Below are 23,210 nucleotides of genomic sequence, written 5' to 3'. Positions count from 1 at the left end.
CTTCTGTCCTCCGCTGCTCTCCGTCTGCTCCCTGCTGTGGCTGGGGCCGACCACGCTCGGGGTAGGGCGATCGAGCATGGCGGGAGATGAGGTTTTGTCGATCGCGCCGCAGAGCGGACTGCAAAACGTTCGGTGTGGCTCCCAATCGAGGGGGATGCACCGATAACCAGTGGCTACGTGGCCGAGGCCGCGACTGATGTGAAGATCGCCGACGACGCCGGCGCGGCAACCGGTGACGACGCGTTCGGCCGGGAGCCGGCCCTTGCCCCGCTTTACGCGACCGGGCCCGGCGCGGCACGGTCCTCGAGACGTAGGTCCATGGCTCGCGATCGTGGGCGGCGACCGGCGAGTCCATCTGCAAATCCCTATGTTAGTAACGCTGTCGTTACTAACATATCCGTTAGTCTCGTGTGTGGAGGTCGGCGACATGGTGGAATTTGTAGGTCGGCGGCAGGAGCTGACGGTATTCGAGCGCGAGCTGCAGAAGGTGGCGGCAGGGGTTGGCGGGGAGCGGCCCGGACGGTGCGTGATGCTGCGCGGGCGGCGCCGGGTGGGCAAGTCACGGTTGGTCGAGCGGTTTGTGGAGCGCTCCGGGGCACCGTTCTTGTTCTACGCGGCCACCGGCGCGTCCCCTGCGGACGATCTGGCACGGCTGGCCCGGGACGCTCAGGCATCGACGCTGCCGCTGGCGCGGCTGGTGACCGCTGCGCGGCCGGAGAGCTGGGACGCCGCGTTCGATGTGCTGGCCGCGGTGCTGCCCGCCGACCGGGCGAGCGTCCTGGTCATAGACGAGGTGCCGTACCTGATGGATGCGGGCGGGGCCTTCGAGGGGATGCTGCAGCGGGCCTGGGACCGGGTGCTGGAGACCAAGCCAGTGCTGCTGGTCCTCATCGGCTCGGATCTGTCGATGATGGAGGCTCTGAACAGCTACGGCCGCCCCTTCCACCAACGCGGCCGGGAGATGGTGCTCGGGCCGCTGAACCCCGCCGAGGTCGGGCGGATGCTGGGACTGGATCCGGCCGAGGCGTTCGACGCCGCGCTGGTCACGGGCGGGCTGCCGCTGATCTGCGCGGAGTGGCCGCACGGCGCGGGGCTGTGGGACTTCCTCGGCGAGGCGTTGAACGACCCCGTCTCGGCACTACTGGTGTCCGCCGAGCGCTCGCTGGCCGCGGAATTCCCGCCGCAGGCCCAGGCCCGTGCGGTGCTGGCGGCGATCGGCAGCGGTGAGCGGACCTTCACCAACATCGCCCGCGCGGCCGGCGGGATCGGGGCAACACCGCTGCAGCGAGCACTGGAGCTGCTCACGGACAAGCGGATCGTCGCCGCGGAGCTGCCCGTGTCCCTGCGACCGTCGAAGGACCGCCGCTACCGGGTGGCGGATCCCTACCTGCGGTTCTGGCTGCACCTTCTCGGTCCCTCCATGCAGGAGATCGAGCGGGGACGGGGTGACCTGACTCTGGCACGGATCCGGGAGAACTGGACCAGCTGGCGCGGTCGGGCTGTCGAGCCGCTCATCCGCGAGGCACTCGCCCGGATACTGCCCGACGACCAGCTGCCCGCGGCCCCCGCGGTGGGCGGCTACTGGACCCGTACGAACGACGTCGAGATCGACATTGTCGGGGCCGACCGCTCCCCGATCGCCAAGGAACTGCTGTTCGTCGGTTCCATCAAGTGGCTGGAGAAATCACCCTTCGACCGGCATGACCTGGCAGCCCTCCACCGCCACCGGGCTGCGCTCACCGCCGAACCCGTCCCGGTCGTGGCGGTCTCGCGCGGCGGGGTCGACTGCCCGGGGCTCGATGCCGCCTATGGCCCCGGCGATCTGCTGACCGCCTGGCCGCTGTAGGCAGCGGATCACAGGTGCGGCTGTCGTGTGCCGTGAACGGCGCCGCGCCTCTCGTGCTTTGTCACCCTGCCCGTGCTGGGAAGCGCCCGCACACCCGCAGGTCAAACGAGTTGCCGTGGAGTTCCGCTTCAACGTGTGAGGGACCGCGGTACGGGGGCCGGACCCGGAGGTCCGGCCCCTTCCCGTCTCCCCTGCGCCGCCGTGGGGAGCGGCGTTCCGCAGGGCCCTGTCTGATGCCTCCGTACGCCAGTACGCTGTGCCCGGAGCCACGGACCGTCGTGAAAGGCGCGTGGATGGGGGATCCGACTTTCGGGGTGCTGGGGCCGCTGAGGGTACGGGCGCGGGGCGCCGAGGTCCGTATCGGGGGCCCCAAGCCGAGGGCGGTCCTCGCCACGCTGCTGCTGCAGCCGGGGGCCTTCGTCTCGCTCGACATGCTGGTCGAGGTCCTGTGGCCCGGCGGCGCTCCCCGTTCCGCCGTCGCCAACGTCCGCACCTATGTGCGTGCGCTCCGCCGGGCCCTGTCGGAGGCGGGGGTCGCCACCGGCGGACTGCGCACCCGGCCGTCGGGGTACGCGTTCGACGCCGCGCCCGGCGACATCGACATGTCGCTCTTCGAGCAGCGGCTGGAGCAGGCCCGCGCGGAGCGCGACCGCGGCGAGGACGACGCGGCGCTGCGCCACTACGAGTCGGCCCTCGGCCTCTGGCGCGGCGGCGTGCTGCAGGACGTGCCGTCCAGCGTGGTGTGGGATCCGGTGATCGCCAGGGCCGAGGAGGCGCGGTCGGCCGCGGTCGGCGAGTGCCTCGAAGTGCGGCTGCGCATGGGCGAGTACGCGCCGCTGGTCGCGGAGCTGCGCTCCCGTCTCGCCGAGGACCCGTTACGGGAGGACCTGTGGCAGATGCTGGTGCGGGCGCTGCACGGATCGGGCCGCACCGCGCGGGCCCGGGCCGCGTACGCCGAGGCCGAGCGGATCCTGGCGGCCGAACTCGGCGTCGAACCGGGCGCCTCCCTGCGCCGCACCGGGGAGGAGGTCAACGGCTACACCGGCCGGCGCCGGCCCGTGCCGGCCGAGCCGGTGTGCCAGCTTCCGATGGACGTGCCGGACTTCACCGGCCGGTCCGAGGAGGTCGCCGCGCTGGAGGGGCTGCTGTCGGCGGCCGGCCGGCAGCCGGTCGTCGCCGTCCTGTCGGGCCCGCCGGGCTCGGGGAAGACGACCCTGGCGGTCCACGTGGCGCACCGGGTACGCCATGCCTTCCCCGACGGCCAGCTCTTCGTCGACCTGGGCGGGATGAGCGACCGGCCGCGCGAGCCGGCCGACGTCCTGGCCGAGATGCTGCGGGGGCTGGGCGTCATCGACAGCGCCGTCCCCGGCGAACCGGCCGAGCGGGCGGCGCTGCTGCGTTCGCGCATGGCGCAGCGCCGCTTCCTCGTCGTCCTCGACGACGCGGCGGGCGGCGCGCAGGTGCGCCCTCTGCTCCCGGGGACCGGCGGATCGGCGGTGCTCGTCAGCTCGCGCCGCCGGATGCCGGGGCTGCCCGCGCACCACTTCCCCATCGGTGTGATGAGGCGCGACGAGGCCCGCGCGCTCCTCGGCGCGATCGTGGGGGAGGAGCGGCTGCGCCGGGAGGGGACCGACACCGACCGGGTGCTCGCCGGCTGCGGCTCGCTGCCGCTGGCCGTACGGATCGCCGGCTCCCGGCTGGCCAACCGGCCGGGCTGGAGCGTCGGCACGCTGGCCGACTTCCTGCACGACGAGCGCGGACGGCTGGACCAGCTCCAGACGGGTGAGATGGAGGTGAGGGCGAGCGCGGAGCTGAGCTACCGGCACCTGCCCGAGCAGGCGGCGACGGCCTTCCGGGCCTTCGGGCACCTGACCGGCGACGCGGTGCCCGGCTGGCTCGTCGCGGTGGCGATGGGCCGCCCCGACGGGGCCGCCGGGGAGCTGGAGACGCTGGCCGACGAGCACCTGGTCGAGGTGGTGGGCACCGACCGGCTGGGGCTGCAGCGATACCGGATGCACGACCTGCTGCGCTGCTACGCCCGGGAGCTGGCCGAGGAGGACGGCACGGACGTGCTCCTGCGGCGCCGGCTGCAGGTCGTCGACGCCCTGATCGCGCTCGCCCGCTGTGCGAACTCGGCCATGCCCACCCGCTTCCTCGGGGTGCTCGGGGAACCGGCCCGGCCGACCGGGCCGGCCGCCGCGGTCGTGCGCGCGGTGCGCGCACGGGCCGTCGAGTGGTTCGAGACCGAGCGCCGGCTCCTGGTCCGGGCGGTGGAGTCGGCGCTGCGGCTCGGCCACGTCTCCCGGGCCGCCGATCTCGCCATCGAGCTGGCGGGCTTCTTCGACATGCGCGGCTACTACGGCGACTGGCTGCGGACGCACCGGCTCGTACTCGACGCGATGCCGGAACCGGCCGGCGCCCGGGCCGCGGCGCTGCTGCGCAACCTGGGCCAGCTCCACCTCTACCAGGACCGGTACGCCGACGCCCTCGCGGCGTTCGACACCTCGCGCGCCCTCTTCGCCGGGCTGGGGCACCCGTCGGGCGAGGCGGTCGCCGCGGTGGGGGCCGGTTCCGTGCACCGGGTCGTGGGCGATCTCGGCGCAGCCCTGAAGGCGTTCACCGACGCGCTGCGCGGATTCGGCGGGGTGGGCGACCGGCACGGGGAGGCGGTCGCGCACAACGCGATCGCCTCGGTGTGGCTGGAGCGCCGGGACCCGGACGCCGCGGCGCCGTGGCTGGACGGCGCCCTGGAGCTGTCCCGCGGCATCGGCGACCGGCACCGGGAGGCGCAGGTGCGCCGCCGGATCGCGGTGCTGCACGAGCTGCGCGGCGAACCGCACGCCGCGCGGGCCGAACTGGAGCACGCGCTCGGCATCTTCGACGAGCTGGCCGACACGCACTGCGCGGCCTACGTGCAGCAGAGCATCGGGGAGCTGTGCCTGCGGCAGGGCGACGCGGGCCAGGCGTCGGTGCTGCTGGTGGACGCGCTCGCCGTGCAGCGGCAGCTCGGCGACCGCCGGGCGGAGGCGCGTGTCGCGTGCCTGCTGGGCGAACTGCACCGGGCGACCGGCCGGGAGCAGACCGCCAGGCGCTACTTCCACCGCTCCCTGTCCACGTGGCGCCGGCTCGAAGCGTGCGACCAGGCCGAACTCGTGGACGCGAAGCTGCGTTCGCCGCGCTGACGCGTTCCGCGGGGCGCGCCGTCCTCGGCGCCGAGGGCGGTGCGCCCCGCGGAACGGGGGCCGGGAGGCGCGGCGGCCCGGCCCCCGTCACCGCGCGGACGTCAGGTCAGCACCTGTTGGTGCTCGTCTGGTAGCGCGTCGTGTAGTCGGGGTAGCCGACCCCCTGCACGACCGCGGTGACGACCGCCCCGTTGTGGATCTGCTCGTAGTGCAGGTGCGGGGAGAGGCTGTAGGTGGCGGACGACTTGCCGACCCGGCCGATCAGCTGGCCGGCGCTGACCTTGTCGCCCTTGCTGACCTCGCGGTTGTACAGGTGCGCGTAGCGCGTCCGCCAGCCGTCCCCGTGCCCGATCACGATGGTGTTGCCGTAGCCGGTGGTGGTGGAGTAGTGCGAGGAGAGGACGGTGCCGCCGGCGCTGGCGAACACCCGGCGCTTGAAGTCGTCCGGATTGCCGTTCGCGTCGTAGTGGTTCCAGTCGACCGAGTGGGCCGGGCTGTGTCCGTTCCAGTTGCTGCCGCGCCAGACCTGGCCGCAGGCGAAGGGCATCTTGAAGGCGGGCCGGGACAGGGTCTGTACGGCGTCCGGCGAGGTCTCCTGAGGTGTCGCGACGGCTGCGGGAGCCGTGGCCGCGAGGGCGGCGACCGCGCTCGCGGCCGCGAGTATCCGACGGGAACGTCTCTGCATGGGCTTCCCCTTGTGGTCGGTGACGGGGCGATTGAAGGGGGCGCCCATACAAAGCGGATACAACCGCCGGGCCCTGCTCCGCCCCGCGGTACGGGGCGGGGCGGGGCGGTGCGGCCCGGACCGGACCGGCACGTCCGAGCGCCGTGGCCGGAAACGTGTTGACGGCATGTGACATGTACGTGTCTTTGTGCACGCACCCTTGTGTCTTTCCTATGGATCGGCGAATCTTTCGAGCGGCGAATCGTTCCGGCACCCCGCACCTCCCGGTGCTTGATTTGTCATGCTCATGCGCATCCCCTCAGTAGCGCACCCCACAGGAGGAGGACCCCCCATGGCAGCGATGCGTCCCACCCGACGCAGACGTGCCCGAGTGGCCGCGGTCACCGCCGCGGCCCTGGCCATCGGTTTCGTGCCCGCGGCGGCCGCCGCGGCCGCGCCGCCGGCCGAAGGCGTGATCCAGAACGCCGGCGCCCCCGGAGCGATCAAGGACAGCTACATCGTGACCCTCGACGAGGACGCGGCCGACGCCGGTTCCTCCAAGGGCAGGTCGCTGGTGGAGAAGTACGGCGCCACCATCAAGCGCACCTACCGCGAGGCGCTCAACGGCTACGCGGTCCGGCTGACCGAGGCCGAGGCCAGGAAGCTCGCCGCCGACCCGTCCGTGGACGCGGTGGCGCAGGACCAGAAGGTCTCCATCGCCGGCACCCAGACCAACCCGCCGTCCTGGGGCCTGGACCGGATCGACCAGCGGGCTCTGCCGCTGGACAGCCGCTACACCTACCCGGACTCCGCCGGTCAGGGCGTGAACGCCTACATCATCGACACCGGTGTGCGGATCAGCCACAGCGACTTCGGCGGCCGGGCCGTGAACGGCTACGACGCCGTGGACGGCGACAACGTCGCGCAGGACGGCAACGGCCACGGCACCCACGTCGCCGGCACCGTCGCGGGCACGTCCCACGGCGTCGCCAAGAAGGCGAGGATCGTCGCCGTGCGCGTGCTGGACAACAACGGTTCCGGCACCATCTCCGGCGTGGTCGCGGGCGTCGACTGGGTGACGCGGAACGCCGTCAAGCCCGCGGTGGCCAACATGAGCCTGGGCGGCGGCGCCAACTCCACCCTCGACACCGCCGTGCGCAACTCCATCGCCTCCGGCGTCACCTACGCCGTGGCCGCGGGCAACTCCAACACCAACGCCTCCACCTCCTCGCCCGCCCGGGTCGCCGAGGCGCTCACCGTCGGCTCCACCACCAGCTCCGACGCGCGCTCGTCCTTCTCCAACTACGGCAGCATCCTGGACATCTTCGCGCCGGGCTCGTCCATCACCTCCGCCTGGCACACCTCGGACAGCGCCACCAACACCATCTCCGGTACGTCGATGGCCGCGCCGCACGTCGCCGGCGCCGCCGCGCTGTACCTGGGGGAGAACCCCGGCGCCACCCCGTCCCAGGTCGCGGCCGGCCTGGACTCCGCGGCCGTCACCGGCGTGGTCTCCAACCCCGGCACCGGTTCCCCGAACAAGCTGCTGAACGTGGGCGCGGGCGACCCGGGCGACCCCGGTGACCCGGGCGAGCCGGGCGGCCGCTTCGAGAACACCACCGACTACCCGATCCGCGACAACTCCACCGTGGAGTCCCCGATCACCGTCTCGGGCGTCAGCGGCAACGCCCCCTCCGACCTGAAGGTCGAGGTCGACATCCGGCACACCTACATAGGCGACCTGCAGATCGACCTGGTCGCCCCCGACGGCACCGCCTACCGCATCAAGAGCTACGGGACGGGCGGCAGCGCCGACAACGTGATCGGCACCTACACCGTCGACGCCTCCTCGGAGACGGCGAACGGGACCTGGAAGCTGCGGGTCAGCGACAACGCCTGGTGGGACACCGGCTACATCAACTCCTGGGCGCTGCAGTTCTGAGCCCGGGCGAGGCGGCTCTCCGGCGGTCCTGACCGCCCGTGCGCCGAACACGCACCGCCTCGTGCGCAACCCGTGCACAGCGCCTGCCCCCACGGCCCCGCCGTGGGGGCAGGTTCGTGCTCGAAACCTGCTCTGAGCAGCACTTCATCACATCGGGTGAAACCCAGGCCGATTGTTGCGGCGTACAACCTTCCGTTGCCAAGCTGTTGCACACCGTCAAGCCGTTGGGAGGACATGTGCCTTTCGGTGAGCAGCCCGCATATCTGCGTGTGGCCGGAGATCTCCGCCGGAAGATCGCCGACGGCACGCTTCCGCCGCGCACCCGGCTGCCGTCGCAGGCCCGTATCCGCGCGGAGTACGGCGTCTCGGACACCGTCGCGCTGGAGGCCCGCAAGGTGCTGATGGCCGAGGGACTGGTCGAGGGCCGCTCCGGGTCGGGGACGTACGTGCGCGAGCGGCCCGTACCGCGCAGGGTGATCCGCACCGGCTACCGGCCGGCCGGCGAGGTCGGCCCCTTCCGGCAGGAGCAGGCCGACGAACGGGTGTCGGGCACCTGGGAGTCGCACAGCGACCAGGAGGAGGCGGGCCCGGCGATCGCGGAGCGGCTGCGGATCAAGGAGGGGGAGCGGGTGATGCGCACCCGCTACCTGTTCCGTGTCGACGGGGAGCCCTCGATGCTCTCCACCTCCTGGGAGCCGCTGGCCATCACCGGGCGCACCCCCGTGATGCTGCCGGAGGAGGGGCCGCTCGGCGGACGGGGGGTGGTCGAGCGGATGGCGGCCATCGACATCGTCGTGGACAACGTGGTGGAGGAGGTCGGGGCCCGTCCCGGCCTGGCGGAGGAGATGCTGGTGCTGGGCGGGGTGCCCGGGCACACCGTGCTGGTGATCGAACGGACGTACCGCGCCGGCGGGCGCCCGGTGGAGACCGCGGACGTGATCGTGCCCGCGGACCGCCACCGCGCGGTGTACCACCTCCCCGTGCGCTGAGGCGCTCCCGTGCGCCCCTCCGGGAGCCGCGGCCACTCGCACACATGGCCGAAATCATGCCTCATTGTGCCAACACGAATGCGCTGAGTGAGGCCCGGGCGTAGGCTCGGGCATATGCAGACCGGTGGATCGCTGGGGGAAGTCGCACGGCGCGGGGCGCCGGGCGGGAGGGGCGCGCGATGAGTGAGAGCAGAACCGCGCTCCCCTGGATGGTCATACGGCAGGATCCGAACGGCAACCGCTACCGCGTCGGCCGCTATGCCACCCGGGCCGAGGCCCAGAGCATGGCCGAGCGGCTGAGCGGGCACCGGGCGGGCGGCGCCGGAGCGGAAGGGGCGGACGGGAGGGCGGGAGAGCGGCGCTACCTGGTCGAGCGCATGCGCCGCGGAGGCGGTGATCACGCCTGACCCAATGCACAATCGGGTATACGGACAAACAGTCCCAAAGTGCCCGGGCGTGCGCCCGGGCGAGGGCCCGAGCGTGGACGAGGACGGCGTGAACGACCCACCCAAGGCATTCCACGGCGCGGTCGAGGGCGTGACCACCTCGCTGCTCGACACCCTGCGCGTCGGTGTCGTCATGTTCGACACCGACGGCTACATCATGCTGTGGAGCCCCACGGTCGAGGAGATCCTCGGGTGGCCCGCCGAAGCCATGGTCGGCCACTACTACGGCGGCTACCTCGCCGAGGATCCCGCCGAGGCATCCTCGGGCGCCCCCGTCCCGCGCGGCGGGATCTACCGGGCCATCGAGGAGAACAGGTACTGGCGCGGGAAACTCCGCGTCCGCCACCGCGACGGCTACACCGTCGAGGTCGAGGCCCGCGCCTCCCTGCTCACACCGCCCGACTGCAAACCGTTCGTTCTGGCCAACATCGTCGAGACCTCCCGGCTGCGCGCCGTCGAACAGGACCTCGCCGCACTCGACGCCCTCTTCGCCACCTCCCCGCTCGGCATCGCCGTCTTCGACAACGAGTGCCGCTACGTCCGCGCCAACGAGGCACTGGCCCGGCTCAACGGGAGGCCGGTCCACGAGACCCTCGGCAGGACCGTCCACGAAGTCCTGCCGCAGGCCATGGCCGACACCCTCGCCCAGATCCAGTCCCTCGTGCTGAGGACCGGCCGCCCCGTGGTGGACACCGTCCTGGCCGCACCCGACGGGCACGGCTGGCGCTCGGTGTCGTACGGCAGGCTCACCAGCCCAGACGGACGCGTCCTCGGCGTCAGCTCCACGGTGATGGACGTCACCGAGCGGCGTGACGCGATGGAGAAGATCGAGCGCGCCCGGCAGCGGCTGAAGCTCCTGGACGACGTCGGCGTGGCCCTCGGCGACCTGCTCGACGTCCCCAGGATCGCCAGGACGCTGGCCGGCGCCCTCGTCCCGCGCTTCGCCGACTACTCGAGCGTGATGCTCTACGGCGCCGTCGCCCACGGCGGCGAACTGCCCCGCGCCGACCGCCCGCCCGGCGCCCCACTGCTCCAGCTCGGCGCCGCGGCCAAGGACCGCGGCCCGGTGGTGGAGCGGATGCTGAGGGTCGGTCAGGACATCGCGCTGGAGAGGGGGTCCATCTTCGAGAGCGTGCTCAACTCGGCCGTCCCCCACCTGGTGATGTCCCGCGAGGAACTGGTCTCCGCCTCCTATCCGGGCGACCCCAAGGTCCAGGCCGCCCTCGACCTGGGCATCCACTCCCTGATGGTCGTCCCGCTGCGCGCCCGGGGCACCGTCCTGGGGCTGCTGCTGCTCAACCGCGCCGAGGGCCGCGCCGCCTTCGACCGCGACGACCTCGCGCTCGCGATGGAACTGGCCGGGCGCGCCGGCATCAGCCTGGACAACGCCCGCCTCTACGCCCGCGAGCGCGAGAGCGCCCTGATGCTCCAGCGCAGCCTGATGCCCCAGCAGGTGCCCTCGCCCCCCGGTGTGCAGATCGCCTACCGCTACGTTCCCGGGGGCAGCCACGCCGAGGCCGAGGCCGAGGCGGGCGGCGACTGGTTCGACGTGATCCCCCTGGCGGGCGGCCGGGTCGCCTTCGTCGTCGGCGACGTGATGGGCCACGGGCTGCGCGCCGCGGCCACCATGGGGCAGCTGCGCACGGCCGTGCGCACCCTGGCGGCACTCGACCTGGCGCCCGACGAACTGCTGCGCCGCGTCAACGACCTGGCCGACGACCTCGCCCAGGGCCCCGACGAGCCCCTGATGGCCACCTGCGTCTACGCCGTCTACGACCCCTCCACCCGCCAGTGCACCCTCGCCATCGCCGGGCACGTGCCGCCGCTGCTGCTGACCGGCCGGGGCGGCGGCTGGGACGTCACCCCGGTCGAGGCGCCCTCGGGCGCCCCGCTGGGCGTCGGCGGGGTGGAGTTCGAGCCCGTGAGCCTGGGGGTGGAGGACGGATCGGTCCTCGTGCTCTACACCGACGGGCTGATCGAACACCGCGGCGAGGACATCACCGAGGGGCTGGACCGCCTGATGTCCCTGCTCGCCGACCTGCCCGCCCAGCCGTTCCTCGAGGACGTCTGCGACCGGGTGCTCGGCGACCTGGACCAGGGCACCGGGCCGGACGGCCGGGGCACCGCCTCCTCCGGTCCCGCCGGCTCGGCGCGTTCCGCGGGCCCGGTGGGCTCGGTGGATGACGTCGCGCTGCTGCTGGCCCGGCTCGGCGGCCTCCCCGAGGGCAGCTCCGCATCCTGGACCTTCCCCGCCGAGACGTACGCCGCACGCCGGGCCCGCGACGCCGTCCGCGGCGTCCTGCGCGGCTGGGGGCTTGAGGCGCTGACCGACGACACCGTGCTGCTCGTCAGCGAACTGGTCACCAACGCCCTGCGCCACGCCCACGGGCCCATCGGCGTACGGATGGTGCGCGGCACCTCCCTGCTGGTGGAGGTATCCGACCCGCTGCCCGCCCCGCCCCGCGAGCGCAACGCCGCCGTGGACGACGAGGGCGGGCGCGGCATCCAGCTCGTCGCCCGCGGGGCGCGCCGCTGGGGGACCCGCCACGGCCCGATCGGCAAGACCGTCTGGTTCGAACTGAGCCTGCCGTGACGGCGGTGGGCTCGATCCCATTTCCGGACACCGCAACAGCGGCCTCACCTGCGCCTTGACGCTGTGTCCAACGCACCGGAAAAATTACGCCACGCCACATCGCGCGCCTCCGCTCCCAGCCGCGGTGCCGCCGGGCCCGGTCGGGGACGGTCACGCCGCCACGGCGCGTGGTTCGAGCGGACTCCGCCTGGTTAGGAGAGAGAGGGAACGGGACTGGCCCGGGTCCCGCCGGAAGTGGCGGAAACCGTGCGGTGGGCGGGACCAGCGGGTTCCGGGCGGACTGTGCCCGGGGGATGCTGGACCGGAACAGGAAGGGGCGGCGTTGAGCGACATTCCGGCCGAGGCGGGAAAGCCCGACGACGTACGCCGGGCCCTGGCGCTGCTGAACGCCGCCGGGGCCCGGATAGGCAACTCCCTCGATCTGGACACCACCGCCCGCGAACTCCTCGACGTGGCCGTGCCCCAGTTCTGCGACCTGGCCTCCGTGGACCTGTACCCCGAGGTGTTCTCCGGAGAGGACCCCCGGGCGGTGGACGGACTGGACGGCACCCGTCCGCTGCGGCGCGTGGCCTTCGCCAGCGCCGTCTCCGACGGCCCGATCAACCTCGGCCACCACACGGGCGGCGCCCCCGACCCGGACCACGTCGAACCCGGCAGCATCCACCGCTACCCCGCCGGCTCCCCGTACGCCGACGCGCTGCGCACCGCCCGCGTCCAGCGGGCCACGGGCACCCTGGTGCAGTCCACCCTCGCCGTGCCGATGGTCGCGCGCGGCCGGGTGCTCGGGCTGGTGCAGTTCTCCCGGACCAAGGGCAGCGAGCCCTTCGGCGAGCGGGACGCCGCCCTCGGCGCGGAGCTGGCCGCCCGCGCGGCCGTGTGCGTCGACAACGCGCGGCTGTACCGCAGGGAGCACGAGCGCGCGCTCATACTCCAGCGCAGCCTGCTGCCCCCGGACGACCCCGAGGCCGCCGGACTCGACATCGCCTGCCGCTATCTGCCGGGCAGTACGGCCAGCGAGGTGGGCGGCGACTGGTTCGACGTCATCGAACTGCCCGGACACCGCACCGCCCTGGTGGTCGGCGACGTGATGGGCCGCGGTCTGCGCGCGGCCGTGGCCATGGGCGAACTGCGCACCGCTGTGCGCACCCTGGCCCTGCTGGACCTGGAACCGGCCGAGGTGCTGGGCGCGTTGGACGAGATCGCCCAGGGGCTGGGCGCCTCCCGCGGCGGCCGCGGCGACCAGTCCGGACGGGCCGCGGACCTCTCCGAGGTGTATCTGGCGACCTGCGTCTACGCCGTCTACGATCCCGTCACCCGCCGCTGCACCTTCGCCAACGCCGGGCATCTGCCGCCCGTGCTGGTCGAGCCGCGCGACGACGGCGGCGAGCAGTCCGCGCTGCTGCTGGAGGTCCCCAAGGGCGTGCCGCTGGGCGTGGGCGGCGAGCCGTTCGAGGAGACCGAGGTCGAGCTGCCGGACGGCGCCCTGCTCGCGCTCTACACCGACGGCCTGGTCGAGTCCCGCCACCAGTCCCTGGACGAGGGGCTCCAGGCGCTGCGCACCACCCTGTCGGGCCCCGACCGCCCGCTGGAGGACGTCTGCGACGAGGTGCTGGGCACGCTGGAGACCCACCACGGCGAGGACGACATCGCCCTGCTGCTGGCCCGGATCCAGGGGCTGCCCGCCGGGTCGGTGGGCGACTGGCGGCTGCCGGCCGAGCCCCGTTCGGTCGCCCGCGCCCGTGACCTGGCCCGCCGCCAGCTCGCCGCATGGGACCTGGACGATCTCACCGACACCACCGAGCTGCTCGTCAGCGAGCTGGTCACCAACGCCCTGCGCCACGGGGTGGGGGTCTCCTCCGCGGAGCCGGGGGCATCCCCGGCCGGACGCGCTCCGGGAGGAGAGATACGGGTGCGCCTGCTGCTGGACCGCACCCTGGTCTGCGAGGTGTGGGACTCCGGGCTCGTCCAGCCCCGCCGCCGCCGTGCCCGCGACACCGACGAGGGCGGTCGCGGCCTGCAACTGGTCGACCTGCTCTCCTCGGGCTGGGGCAGCCGCCGCACCCCGCGGGGGAAGACGGTCTGGTTCGAGCTCGCCCTCCCCCAGGAGGGTGAGCCCAAACCACCGGACTCGGCCGAGGCCCTGCTGAGCATGTTCTGAGGGAACCGGCCGGGACGCCGGGTTCGGCGCCGCCCCAGGGCCGTCGTGCGCTCACGCGGCGCGGGCGGGAGTGCCGCACGTCACACCGCCCTCGCGGGAGAGCCGCGGCCCGCACCCCGGCACGGGGCGAAGCCCCCGGTCGGCGGGCGGTCGCCCCGGCGTCACCGGGCGGACGCGCGCGCGGTCCGCGCTCGCACGCGGAGCGGGCCGGGGGCCGCTGGGAGCCGCCGGGCCCCGTACACCGGCGCCGGGCCCGTAACATGGAGGGACGACAGGCCGTGGCGATGATCAGCCCGGCGGGCGCGCGACGCACCGGTCGCGCCGCCATCCACGATTCCGGGAGAAGCGCCCCCAGTATGCCCACGCGCCACGACATCCGTAACGTCGCCATCGTCGCCCACGTCGACCACGGCAAGACGACCCTGGTCGACGCCATGCTCAAGCAGGCCGGCGCCTTCGCCGCCCACCAGCTCGACCAGGTGGACGACCGCGTGATGGACTCCAACGACCTGGAACGCGAGAAGGGCATCACCATTCTCGCCAAGAACACCGCGGTCAAGTACCACCCCAAGGACGGCGGCGCCCCCGTCACCATCAACATCATCGACACCCCCGGCCACGCCGACTTCGGCGGCGAGGTCGAGCGCGGGCTGTCCATGGTGGACGCGGTGGTGCTGCTGGTGGACGCCTCCGAGGGCCCGCTGCCGCAGACCCGCTTCGTGCTGCGCAAGGCGCTCCAGGCCCGGCTGCCGGTCATCCTGTGCATCAACAAGACCGACCGGCCCGACTCCCGCATCGACGAGGTCGTCGACGAGGCCTACGACCTCTTCCTGGACCTGGACGCGGACGAGGAGCAGATCGAGTTCCCCATCGTCTACGCCTGCGCCCGCGACGGGGTGGCCTCGCTGACCAAGCCGGCCGACGGCACCGTCCCGGCCGACAGCGACAGTCTGGAGCCGTTCTTCTCCACGCTGCTGGAGCACGTCCCGGCGCCCTCCTACGAGGAGGACGCCCCGCTCCAGGCCCATGTGACCAACCTCGACGCCGACAACTTCCTGGGCCGCATCGCGCTGCTGCGCGTGGCCCAGGGCGAGCTGCGCAAGGGCCAGACGGTCGCCTGGATGAAGCGCGACGGCTCGGTCCAGAACGTGCGCATCACCGAGCTGCTGATGACGGAGGCGCTCACCCGCAAGCCGGCCGAGGTGGCGGGCCCGGGCGACATCTGCGCCGTCGCCGGCATCCCGGACATCACCATCGGCGAGACGCTGGCCGACCCGGAGAACCCGGTGGCGCTGCCGCTGATCACCGTCGACGAGCCGGCGATCTCCATGACCATCGGCACCAACACCTCGCCGCTGGTCGGCCGGGGCGGCACCGGCAAGGGCGCGGACGCCAAGGCGGCCGTCAAGGACCGCAAGGTCACCGCCCGCCAGGTCAGGGACCGCCTCGACCGCGAGCTGGTCGGCAACGTCTCGCTGCGCGTGCTGGACACCGAGCGCCCCGACGCCTGGGAGGTGCAGGGACGCGGGGAGCTGGCACTGGCCATCCTGGTGGAGACCATGCGCCGGGAGGGCTACGAGCTGACCGTCGGCAAGCCGCAGGTGGTGACCAAGGAGGTCGACGGCAAGGTCCACGAGCCGGTCGAGCGCCTGACCATCGACGTGCCCGAGGAGCACATGGGCGCCGTCACGCAGCTCATGGGCGCCCGCAAGGGCCGGATGGACAACATGTCCAACCACGGCTCGGGCTGGGTGCGCCTGGAGTTCGTCGTGCCCTCCCGCGGTCTGATCGGCTTCCGCACGGAGTTCCTGACCCAGACCCGCGGCACCGGTATCGCGCACTCCATCCACGAGGGCCACGAGCCCTGGTTCGGCGAGCTGAAGACCCGCAACAACGGCTCGCTCGTCGCGGACCGCGCGGGTGCCGTCACCGCCTTCGCGATGACCAACCTCCAGGAGCGCGGCGTGCTCTTCGTCGAGCCGGGCACCGAGGTGTACGAGGGCATGATCGTCGGTGAGAACTCCCGCTCCGACGACATGGACGTCAACATCACCAAGGAGAAGAAGCTCACCAACATGCGGTCCTCGACCGCCGACGTGGCCGAGTCGATCGTCCCGCCGCGCAAGCTGTCGCTGGAGCAGTCCCTGGAGTTCTGCCGCGACGACGAGTGCGTGGAGGTGACCCCGGAAGCCGTGCGCATCCGCAAGGTCGTCCTCGACCAGAAGGAGCGCGCCCGCGCCGCCTCCCGGGCCAAGCACGCCTGACGCGCCCGGCGATCCGTCCGAAGGGGCGCCCGGACCGAACCGGTCCGGGCGCCCTTCGCGCCGCCGGGGCCGTACGGCTCCGGCGGCCGTCCGGCATCCGGGCGGCCGCCGGAGCGCTCCGCGGGCCCGGTCGGCGTAGCGGCGATGAAAGTCTCTTATGAGGTGATATGGCTCCGGAGAGAGGATGCCCAGGCCCCGAGGAGGCGCTCGTGCGAGGAGCTGTTCCCCCCGCCGCCGCGGCGGCGGTCCGCCGTGCCCCCGGAGCGCCGCCGTGCGGCCGGCGGCCCTCCCGCCCGCCCGCGGGCTCGGGGACGGGCCCTGCGGACACCTGCGGGGAGCGTGCGGCGGACGGGTGGAGCGGGCGATTCCGCGGGGCTGCGCGCCCGTCGGGGCGGCGGCGGGGAGCGGGCTCCGTGAACATGCCAATGTTTGCTATCGCAACAGCTTTGACGGCCGCCGCCGCGGGGCGGATCTACGCGCGTCCGTGCTTTCGGGGGGCGTTCCCAGGGTTGCGAGCATGTCACGAGAGGTCCGTACGCAGTTCAGAACGGCGCGTTCGTATATCGGCGCAGCGACGGCTAGGTTGCGGATTCATTAACTCCTTATGGGACCAAAGTGGCTATATGTCCGACTCTTCTGGAGTCTGTCAAGCACGCTGGGACCTCAATCTGCAAAACCTTCGCTCAAGATGTGCGGAGGGTGGCCAACCGAGGGCCAAGACCTCTTGACTGAGCTGGGAACCGATTGCAAAAGTCCGCTCAGCCCATGGCATTTCCCAGTGCCGAAGAAAGAGCGGGTTCCGCCAACACCCACAGCGCGGGGGCGCAACGCGATGACGAGTCCAACCCAGGCTGCGACAGCCCAGGCCGACAACCCTGGCCCGGACGCCGAGAGCCTGAGCAAAGAGCAGACCGCCGGCAGTGGCGGCCAGCTCGCCGGCCGTTCACCCGGCCAGCTGATGTGGCTGCGCTTCAAGCGCGACCGCGTCGGTGTGATCAGTGCACTTGTGGTGATCTTCTTCTTCCTGATCGCCGCCCTCGCACCGGTGATCTCCTGGCTCTACGGCAAGGACCCGTACACGCTGTACGGACAGGAGCGGTACGAACTGCTGGACGAGTTCGGCTTCCCGGTCGGCCCCAACGGAGGCATGTCCTCCGAGTTCTGGTTCGGCATCGAACCCGAGCTCGGCCGCGATGTCTTCATGCAGCTGCTGTACGGAATGCGGACCTCGCTGTACACCGCTCTTCCGGTGACCCTCCTGATGGTGGCCACCGGTGTGCTGATCGGTCTGGTCGGCGGTTACTTCGGCGGGAAGGTCGACTACTGGATCGGCCGGGTCACCGACTTCATGATGGCCCTCCCCAGTCAGCTCACCCTGATCGCGGCGATGCCCGTGGTGGTGGCCGTGTTCGTGTCGCCCGTCGACGAGACCCCGGTCTACGTCCGGGCGTCCGCGATCATCATCGTCCTGTGGCTCCTCGGCTGGATGGGTATGGCGCGCCTGGTGCGCAGCCAGGCCCTCACCCTGCGCGAACGCGAGTTCGTGGAGGCCGCCAAGGTCTCGGGGGCGTCCCCCTGGCGGATCATCCGCAAGGAGCTGCTGCCGAACCTGGTCACCCCGATCCTGGTGCAGGCCACCTACATGCTCCCCTCGACGATCCTCTCCGTGGCCTTCCTGTCCTATGTGGGCGTGGGCTACGTGGAGCCGACGCCGGACTGGGGGCGCATGTTCAGGACCGCCGCCACCATCTACGAGAACGATCCGACGTACATGTTCTTCCCCGGCATCGCCATGGTGATCTTCGTGGTGGCCTTCAACCTTCTCGGCGACTCCGTGCGGGACGCCTTCGACCCCAAGTCCGGACGCTGATCACGTCCATCTGAGGGGGGCTGCCACCCCCGCACCCGGGCGACCGGAGGCGACAGGGCAGCAGACGGATCCCAACTGACAGGCAGGTGCACAAGCATCATGAATCCCACCCGATCGCGCACACTGAGGGGCGCGCTCGTCGCCCTCGCGGCAGGCTCGCTGGTGCTGACCGGTTGCAGCGGCGGCAGCGACAACGGCAACAAGAGCGAGGAGAGCGCCAAGGACAAGGAGGCCGCCAAGGCCCAGTCCGCGGCGGTCGAGTACGGCGACGCCGCCGCCTCCAAGGGCCCGGCCAAGGCCGTCGAGGGTGCCAAGGAGGGGGGCACCATCCGGGTCTACCAGGAGGACGACTTCTCCCACCTGGACCCGGGTCAGATCTACGTCAGCGACGCCGGTCAGCTCGCCGGCCTCATCCACCGCGGCCTGACCACCTACACCCAGGCCGAGGACGGCAGCCTGACCGTCGTGGGCGACCTCGCCACCGACTCCGGCAAGCAGTCCGACGGCGGCAAGACCTGGACGTACACGCTCAAGGACGGCATCACGGACGAGGAAGGTGACCCGATCACCTCCAAGGACGTCCGCCACACCATCGAGCGTCTGTACGCCAAGCACATCACCGACGGCCCGACCTACATCCAGCAGTGGCTGTCCGGTGGCCCCGGCTACCGCGAGGCCCTGCCCGACGGTCCGTACGAGGGCAAGCACCTGCCCGACTCCGTCCTGGAGACCCCGGACGAGAAGACGATCGTCTTCCACTTCGAGACCGCGCAGCCCGACCTGCCGCAGGCGCTCGCGATGCCGGGCTACTCCATCGTCCCCGAGGAGGACGACACCAAGGCGAAGTACGACCAGAAGCCCGTGGCGCTCGGCCCGTACAAGATCGCCGACTTCAAGCCCGGCAAGTCCATGAAGCTGGTCAAGAACACCGAGTGGAAGGCGGAGACGGACCCCGCTCGCCACCAGTACGTGGACGGCTGGAACATCACGTTCAACCACGACCGCGCGGACCAGACCGAGCGCATCCTGTCCGACCGCGGTGAGTCCGCCAACGCCATCCAGCTGAGCGGCTCGGTCGACTCCACCAAGATCAAGCAGGTCATCGAAGAGGCCGATGACCGCACGATCAAGGGCTACCAGCCCTACGTGTGGCAGCTCAACATGAACATGGACCGCCTCAAGGACAAGAAGATCCGCGACGCGATCACCTACGCGCTGCCCAACGCCCAGATCCTGCGTCCCGACGGCGGCTCCTACGCCGGTGAGCCGGCCGGCGGTCTGCTCGCCCCGACCCTGCCGGGCTACGAGGAGGGCTACGACCCGTACGGCAAGCTCGACAAGCCCAACGGCGACATCGAGAAGGCGAAGCAGCTCCTGAAGGAAGCCGGCAAGGAGGGCATGAAGCTCACCTACGCCTACGCCAACGCCCCGCACCGCCAGAAGCAGGCCGTCATCATCGAGACCGCCCTGGAGAAGGCCGGCTTCGACGTCCAGAAGAAGGACATCGACCCCGCCACCTGGTACGAGCAGGTCGGCAAGGTCGACAACGGCCTGGACATCTACATGACCGGCTGGGGCCAGGACTGGCCGTCCATCTCCACCGTCATCCCGCCGGTGTACGACGGTGACCAGATCGCCGACGGTGCGTCGAACTACTCGCACATCAACGACAAGCACGTCAACGACGAGATCGACCGGATCTCCAAGATCCAGGACCCGGAAGAGGCCACCAAGGAGTGGGTCGAGCTGCACAAGTACATCGTGGAGAAGGTCAACCCGGCCGCTCCGCTGTACTACACCAAGCAGCTGCAGATCTACGGCTCCAACGTCGGTGGCGCCCGGTACAGCACGGTCAAGAGCTACATCGACCTCACCCAGCTGTACCTGAAGAAGTAACCGGCTCATGAGGTGGGTCCCCGGGGGAGAACCCCCCGGGGGCCCGCCCACGGGCTTTCGCTTCGCACGTCCCACCCCCGTCGTCGTTGTCGCCGTGCTGAGAGCTGCGAACCACCACCATGTTTAAATTCCTCCTTCGCCGGTCGGTCGGCGCCTTCGTCATCCTGATCCTGATCAGTGCCTTCACCTTCGCCATGTTCTTCGCCATCCCGCAGGACCCGGCCCTGCTGGCGTGCGGCAAGAACTGCACCCCGCAGAACCTGGCGATCATTCACGAGAACCTCGGACTGGACAAGCCGATCACGGCGCAGTACTGGGAGTTCATGAAGGGGATCGTGGCGGGGCGGGACTTCGCCGTCGGCCACTGCGACGCCCCCTGCTTCGGTGTGTCGTTCAACAACGACCAGATGGTGTGGGACACGATCATCGACCGGCTGCCCCTGACGATCTCCCTCACGGTCGGCGGCCTCGTCCTCTTCCTCACCCTCGGCCTCGGCGCCGGCATGATCGCCGCCCGCAACAAGGGCACGATGATCGACAAGACCTTCAGCTCCGCCTCGCTGGTCCTCAGCTCGATGCAGATCTACTTCCTGGGCCCGATCGTGCTGGGAGCGCTGGTCTACAGCACCGGCTGGCTGTCGGCCCCGAAGTACGTGCCGATCACGGAGAATCCGGCGGCCTGGTTCGTCGGCCTGCTGATCCCGTGGTTCGTGATGTCGCTGATCTTCACCGCGAACTACACCCGTATGTCGCGGTCCACCCTGATCGAGCAGATGCAGGAGGACCACGTCCGCACGGCGAAGGCCAAGGGCATGTCCGAGCGGTACGTCTTCTTCCGCTACGCCTGGCGCGGTTCGCTGACCCCGATCGTCACGATCCTGGGCATCGACCTGGGCGCGCTGCTCGGCGGCGCGATCGTGACGGAGCTGACCTTCAGCCTCGCCGGCGTCGGACGCCTGGCCGTCGACTCGGTGCTGTACAAGGACCTGCCCCTGACCATGGGCGTCATGCTGGTCAGCGCCGCCTTCATCCTGCTCTGCAACCTCGTCGTGGACGCCGTGTACGGGTTCATCGACCCGCGTGTGCGTCTGTCCTAGGAGAACGACCGTGACCACACTCACCAAGACCGAGGGCGCGCCGTCCCCGACCGGGGCGGGTTCCTTCCTCTCGGTTCGCGACCTCCACGTCCGGTTCTCCACCGAGGACGGCATCGTCAAGGCCGTGAACAACCTCTCCTTCGACGTGGAGCGCGGCAAGACGCTCGGCATCGTGGGTGAGTCCGGTTCCGGGAAGTCGGTGACCAACCTCGCCATCCTGGGCCTGCACAACCCGAGGTCCACGGAGATCACCGGCGAGATCACCCTGGACGGCCAGGAGCTGACCGGCGCCTCCGAGAAGACGCTGGAGAGCCTGCGCGGCAACAAGATGGCGATGATCTTCCAGGATCCGCTGACCGCGCTGTCGCCGTACTACACCATCGGCCGCCAGATCGGGGAGCCCTTCCGCAAGCACACGGGCGCCTCCAAGCGCGAGGCGCGCGAACGCGCCATCGAGATGCTGGAGAAGGTGGGCATCCCCCACCCCAAGACCCGGGTCGACGACTACCCGCACCAGTTCTCGGGCGGTATGCGGCAGCGCGCGATGATCGCCATGGCGCTGGTGTGCGACCCCGACCTGCTGATCGCGGACGAGCCGACCACCGCCCTGGACGTCACCGTCCAGGCCCAGATCCTCGACCTGCTCAAGGACCTCCAGCAGGAGTTCGGGTCGGCGATCATCTTCATCACCCACGACCTCGGCGTGATCGCGAACATGGCCGACGACATCATGGTGATGTACGGCGGCCGGGCCGTGGAGCGGGGCACCACCGGCGAGGTGCTGCGGGCCCCCCAGCACCCCTACACCTGGGGTCTGCTCAGCTCGATGCCCCGGCTCGGCGGGGACGTGAACCAGAAGCTCCGGCCGATCGAGGGCACTCCGCCCAGCCTGCTCAACCCGCCGTCGGGCTGCCCCTTCCACCCGCGCTGCGAGTTCAAGGACAAGGTCCCCGGCGGTGTGTCCTGCAGCGGCGACAGGCCTCTGCTGCCCGAGGGCCGCGGAGCCGCCTGCCACCTGACGCCGGAGCAGAAGCGGACGTACTTCATCGAGCAGATCAAGCCCCGGCTGGGCTAGGGAGCAACGAGACATGAGCGACGAACTCACCCTGACCAGGCCGGCGGAACCGGCCGCGGGCACAGGCGAGCCCCTGCTGGAGGTCAAGGGGCTGACCAAGCACTTCCCGATCAAGGGCGGCTTCCCGATCAAGCGGACCGTCGGCGCGGTCCAGGCCGTGGACGGGGTCGACATGACCGTGCTGGCGGGCGAGAGCTTCGGCCTCGTCGGCGAGTCCGGCTGCGGCAAGTCCACCACCGGCCGGCTGCTGACCCGTCTGCTGGAACCGACGGGCGGCACGATCAACTACCGGGGCCAGGACATCACCCACGCCAAGCGCAAGCAGCTGGCGCCGATCCGGTCCGAGATCCAGATGATCTTCCAGGACCCGTACTCCTCGCTGAACCCGCGCCAGACGGTCGGCAAGATCATCGGCGGGCCGATGGAGATCAACGGCATCAACCCGCCCGGGGGCCGTGAGAAGCGGGTCCGCGAGCTGCTGGAGATCGTCGGGCTCAACCCCGAGCACTACAACCGCTTCCCGCACGAGTTCTCCGGCGGCCAGCGGCAGCGCATCGGAGTGGCCCGCGCGCTCGCGCTGGAGCCGAAGCTGATCGTGGCCGACGAGCCCGTCTCGGCGCTGGACGTCTCCATCCAGGCGCAGGTCGTCAACCTGCTCCAGCAGGTGCAGCGGGAGATGGGCATCGCCTTCGTCTTCATCGCGCACGACCTGGCGGTCGTCAGGCACTTCTCGCAGCGTGTCGCGGTGATGTACCTCGGCAAGATCGTGGAGGTCGGGGACCGCGAGTCGATCTACACCCGGCCGCGGCACCCCTACACCCACGCGCTGCTGTCCGCCGTCCCCGAGGCGGTGCTGCGCGACGAGGACGAGACCGAGGGGCGCGAGCGCATCCGCCTCGCCGGCGACGTGCCGTCGCCCATCTCGCCGCCGTCCGGCTGCCGCTTCCGCACCCGCTGCTGGAAGGCGCAGGACAAGTGCGCGACGGAGGTGCCGCCGCTGGTGCAGATCGAGGGCAACGTCCCGGGCCACCTGACGGCGTGCCACTTCCCGGAGGAGGGGACCATCGAGGGCGGCAAGGAGATCGTCCTCGACCCGGGCCTGGCCGCCATGGAGAACAAGGGCGCCGACGCCGCCGACTCGGGCAAGGACTCCTGAGCACCGCGCCGCCGTCCCCGGACGCCGCCGCG

Annotated in this window: 14 protein-coding genes; 13 read left to right on the top strand and 1 reads right to left on the bottom strand. The window is 71.3% G+C overall.

Going from position 1 to position 23,210, the window contains the following annotated elements:
- The first annotated feature begins 427 nt into the window (after positions 1 to 427).
- On the top strand, positions 428 to 1,846 hold the full coding sequence (locus QPK52_RS08825) for an ATP-binding protein (protein WP_410536688.1): 1,419 nt from the start codon (positions 428 to 430) through the stop codon (positions 1,844 to 1,846).
- Positions 1,847 to 2,139: 293 nt separating this feature from the next.
- A complete protein-coding gene (locus tag QPK52_RS08820) occupies positions 2,140 to 5,028 on the top strand; it encodes a BTAD domain-containing putative transcriptional regulator (RefSeq protein WP_410536687.1) in 2,889 nt (962 codons plus the stop codon).
- Positions 5,029 to 5,134: 106 nt separating this feature from the next.
- Here the strand turns inward: QPK52_RS08820 and QPK52_RS08815 are convergent, their stop codons facing one another.
- Positions 5,135 to 5,713 (bottom strand): M23 family metallopeptidase, encoded by a 579-nt coding sequence (locus QPK52_RS08815; RefSeq protein ID WP_410536686.1) that lies wholly within the window; start codon positions 5,711 to 5,713, stop codon positions 5,135 to 5,137.
- Positions 5,714 to 6,044: 331 nt separating this feature from the next.
- Between QPK52_RS08815 and QPK52_RS08810 the strand changes: the two genes are divergently transcribed.
- The 11 genes from QPK52_RS08810 to QPK52_RS08760 all read left to right on the top strand — a co-directional run bounded on the left by QPK52_RS08810 (position 6,045) and on the right by QPK52_RS08760 (position 23,178).
- Entirely contained in the window at positions 6,045 to 7,634 is a 1,590-nt protein-coding gene (locus QPK52_RS08810) for a S8 family peptidase (protein WP_410536684.1), read from the top strand.
- Between the two features lie 236 nt (positions 7,635 to 7,870).
- Complete coding sequence (locus QPK52_RS08805; protein ID WP_410536682.1) at positions 7,871 to 8,623, top strand: GntR family transcriptional regulator; 753 nt, start codon at positions 7,871 to 7,873, stop codon at positions 8,621 to 8,623.
- 179 nt (positions 8,624 to 8,802) lie between these two features.
- Positions 8,803 to 9,030, top strand: coding sequence for an SPOR domain-containing protein (locus QPK52_RS08800; protein WP_410536680.1), 228 nt, complete (start codon positions 8,803 to 8,805; stop codon positions 9,028 to 9,030).
- Positions 9,031 to 9,118: 88 nt separating this feature from the next.
- Positions 9,119 to 11,662 (top strand): SpoIIE family protein phosphatase, encoded by a 2,544-nt coding sequence (locus QPK52_RS08795; RefSeq protein WP_410536679.1) that lies wholly within the window; start codon positions 9,119 to 9,121, stop codon positions 11,660 to 11,662.
- Positions 11,663 to 11,984: 322 nt separating this feature from the next.
- Positions 11,985 to 13,820 (top strand): SpoIIE family protein phosphatase, encoded by a 1,836-nt coding sequence (locus QPK52_RS08790; RefSeq protein ID WP_410536677.1) that lies wholly within the window; start codon positions 11,985 to 11,987, stop codon positions 13,818 to 13,820.
- A gap of 356 nt (positions 13,821 to 14,176) precedes the next feature.
- Entirely contained in the window at positions 14,177 to 16,084 is a 1,908-nt protein-coding gene (gene typA / locus QPK52_RS08785) for a translational GTPase TypA (protein WP_410536676.1), read from the top strand.
- 832 nt (positions 16,085 to 16,916) lie between these two features.
- The gene (locus QPK52_RS08780) at positions 16,917 to 17,954 is read left to right on the top strand and encodes an ABC transporter permease (protein WP_410536674.1); all 1,038 of its coding nucleotides are present in this window, start codon (positions 16,917 to 16,919) and stop codon (positions 17,952 to 17,954) included.
- A 99-nt stretch (positions 17,955 to 18,053) separates the two neighbouring features.
- Positions 18,054 to 19,850: an ABC transporter substrate-binding protein gene (locus tag QPK52_RS08775; RefSeq protein ID WP_410536673.1), complete on the top strand. Its 1,797-nt coding sequence runs from the start codon at positions 18,054 to 18,056 to the stop codon at positions 19,848 to 19,850.
- A 119-nt stretch (positions 19,851 to 19,969) separates the two neighbouring features.
- Positions 19,970 to 20,947, top strand: a complete 978-nt coding sequence (locus QPK52_RS08770; RefSeq protein WP_410536672.1) for an ABC transporter permease — start codon at positions 19,970 to 19,972, stop codon at positions 20,945 to 20,947.
- Between the two features lie 10 nt (positions 20,948 to 20,957).
- Positions 20,958 to 22,022, top strand: a complete 1,065-nt coding sequence (locus QPK52_RS08765) for an ABC transporter ATP-binding protein (RefSeq protein WP_410536670.1) — start codon at positions 20,958 to 20,960, stop codon at positions 22,020 to 22,022.
- Positions 22,023 to 22,035: 13 nt separating this feature from the next.
- Positions 22,036 to 23,178: an ABC transporter ATP-binding protein gene (locus tag QPK52_RS08760; protein WP_410536669.1), complete on the top strand. Its 1,143-nt coding sequence runs from the start codon at positions 22,036 to 22,038 to the stop codon at positions 23,176 to 23,178.
- Positions 23,179 to 23,210: the final 32 nt, after the last annotated feature.

This window comes from Streptomyces sp. KL2, from assembly GCF_046529545.1.
In the GTDB taxonomy this organism is placed as follows: domain Bacteria; phylum Actinomycetota; class Actinomycetes; order Streptomycetales; family Streptomycetaceae; genus Streptomyces; species Streptomyces radiopugnans.
This window is presented reverse-complemented; position numbering and strand designations above follow the sequence as displayed.

Bases quoted from the DNA above. Each gene is read 5' to 3' on its own strand.
- QPK52_RS08825 (WP_410536688.1), top strand. From the start codon at position 428: ATGGTGGAATTTGTAGGTCGGCGGCAGGAGCTGACGGTATTCGAGCGC.
- QPK52_RS08780 (WP_410536674.1), top strand. From the start codon at position 16,917: ATGACGAGTCCAACCCAGGCTGCGACAGCCCAGGCCGACAACCCTGGC.
- typA (WP_410536676.1), top strand. From the start codon at position 14,177: ATGCCCACGCGCCACGACATCCGTAACGTCGCCATCGTCGCCCACGTC.
- QPK52_RS08760 (WP_410536669.1), top strand. From the start codon at position 22,036: ATGAGCGACGAACTCACCCTGACCAGGCCGGCGGAACCGGCCGCGGGC.
- QPK52_RS08775 (WP_410536673.1), top strand. From the start codon at position 18,054: ATGAATCCCACCCGATCGCGCACACTGAGGGGCGCGCTCGTCGCCCTC.
- QPK52_RS08820 (WP_410536687.1), top strand. From the start codon at position 2,140: ATGGGGGATCCGACTTTCGGGGTGCTGGGGCCGCTGAGGGTACGGGCG.
- QPK52_RS08770 (WP_410536672.1), top strand. From the start codon at position 19,970: ATGTTTAAATTCCTCCTTCGCCGGTCGGTCGGCGCCTTCGTCATCCTG.
- QPK52_RS08810 (WP_410536684.1), top strand. From the start codon at position 6,045: ATGGCAGCGATGCGTCCCACCCGACGCAGACGTGCCCGAGTGGCCGCG.
- QPK52_RS08800 (WP_410536680.1), top strand. From the start codon at position 8,803: ATGAGTGAGAGCAGAACCGCGCTCCCCTGGATGGTCATACGGCAGGAT.
- QPK52_RS08815 (WP_410536686.1), bottom strand. From the start codon at position 5,713: ATGCAGAGACGTTCCCGTCGGATACTCGCGGCCGCGAGCGCGGTCGCC.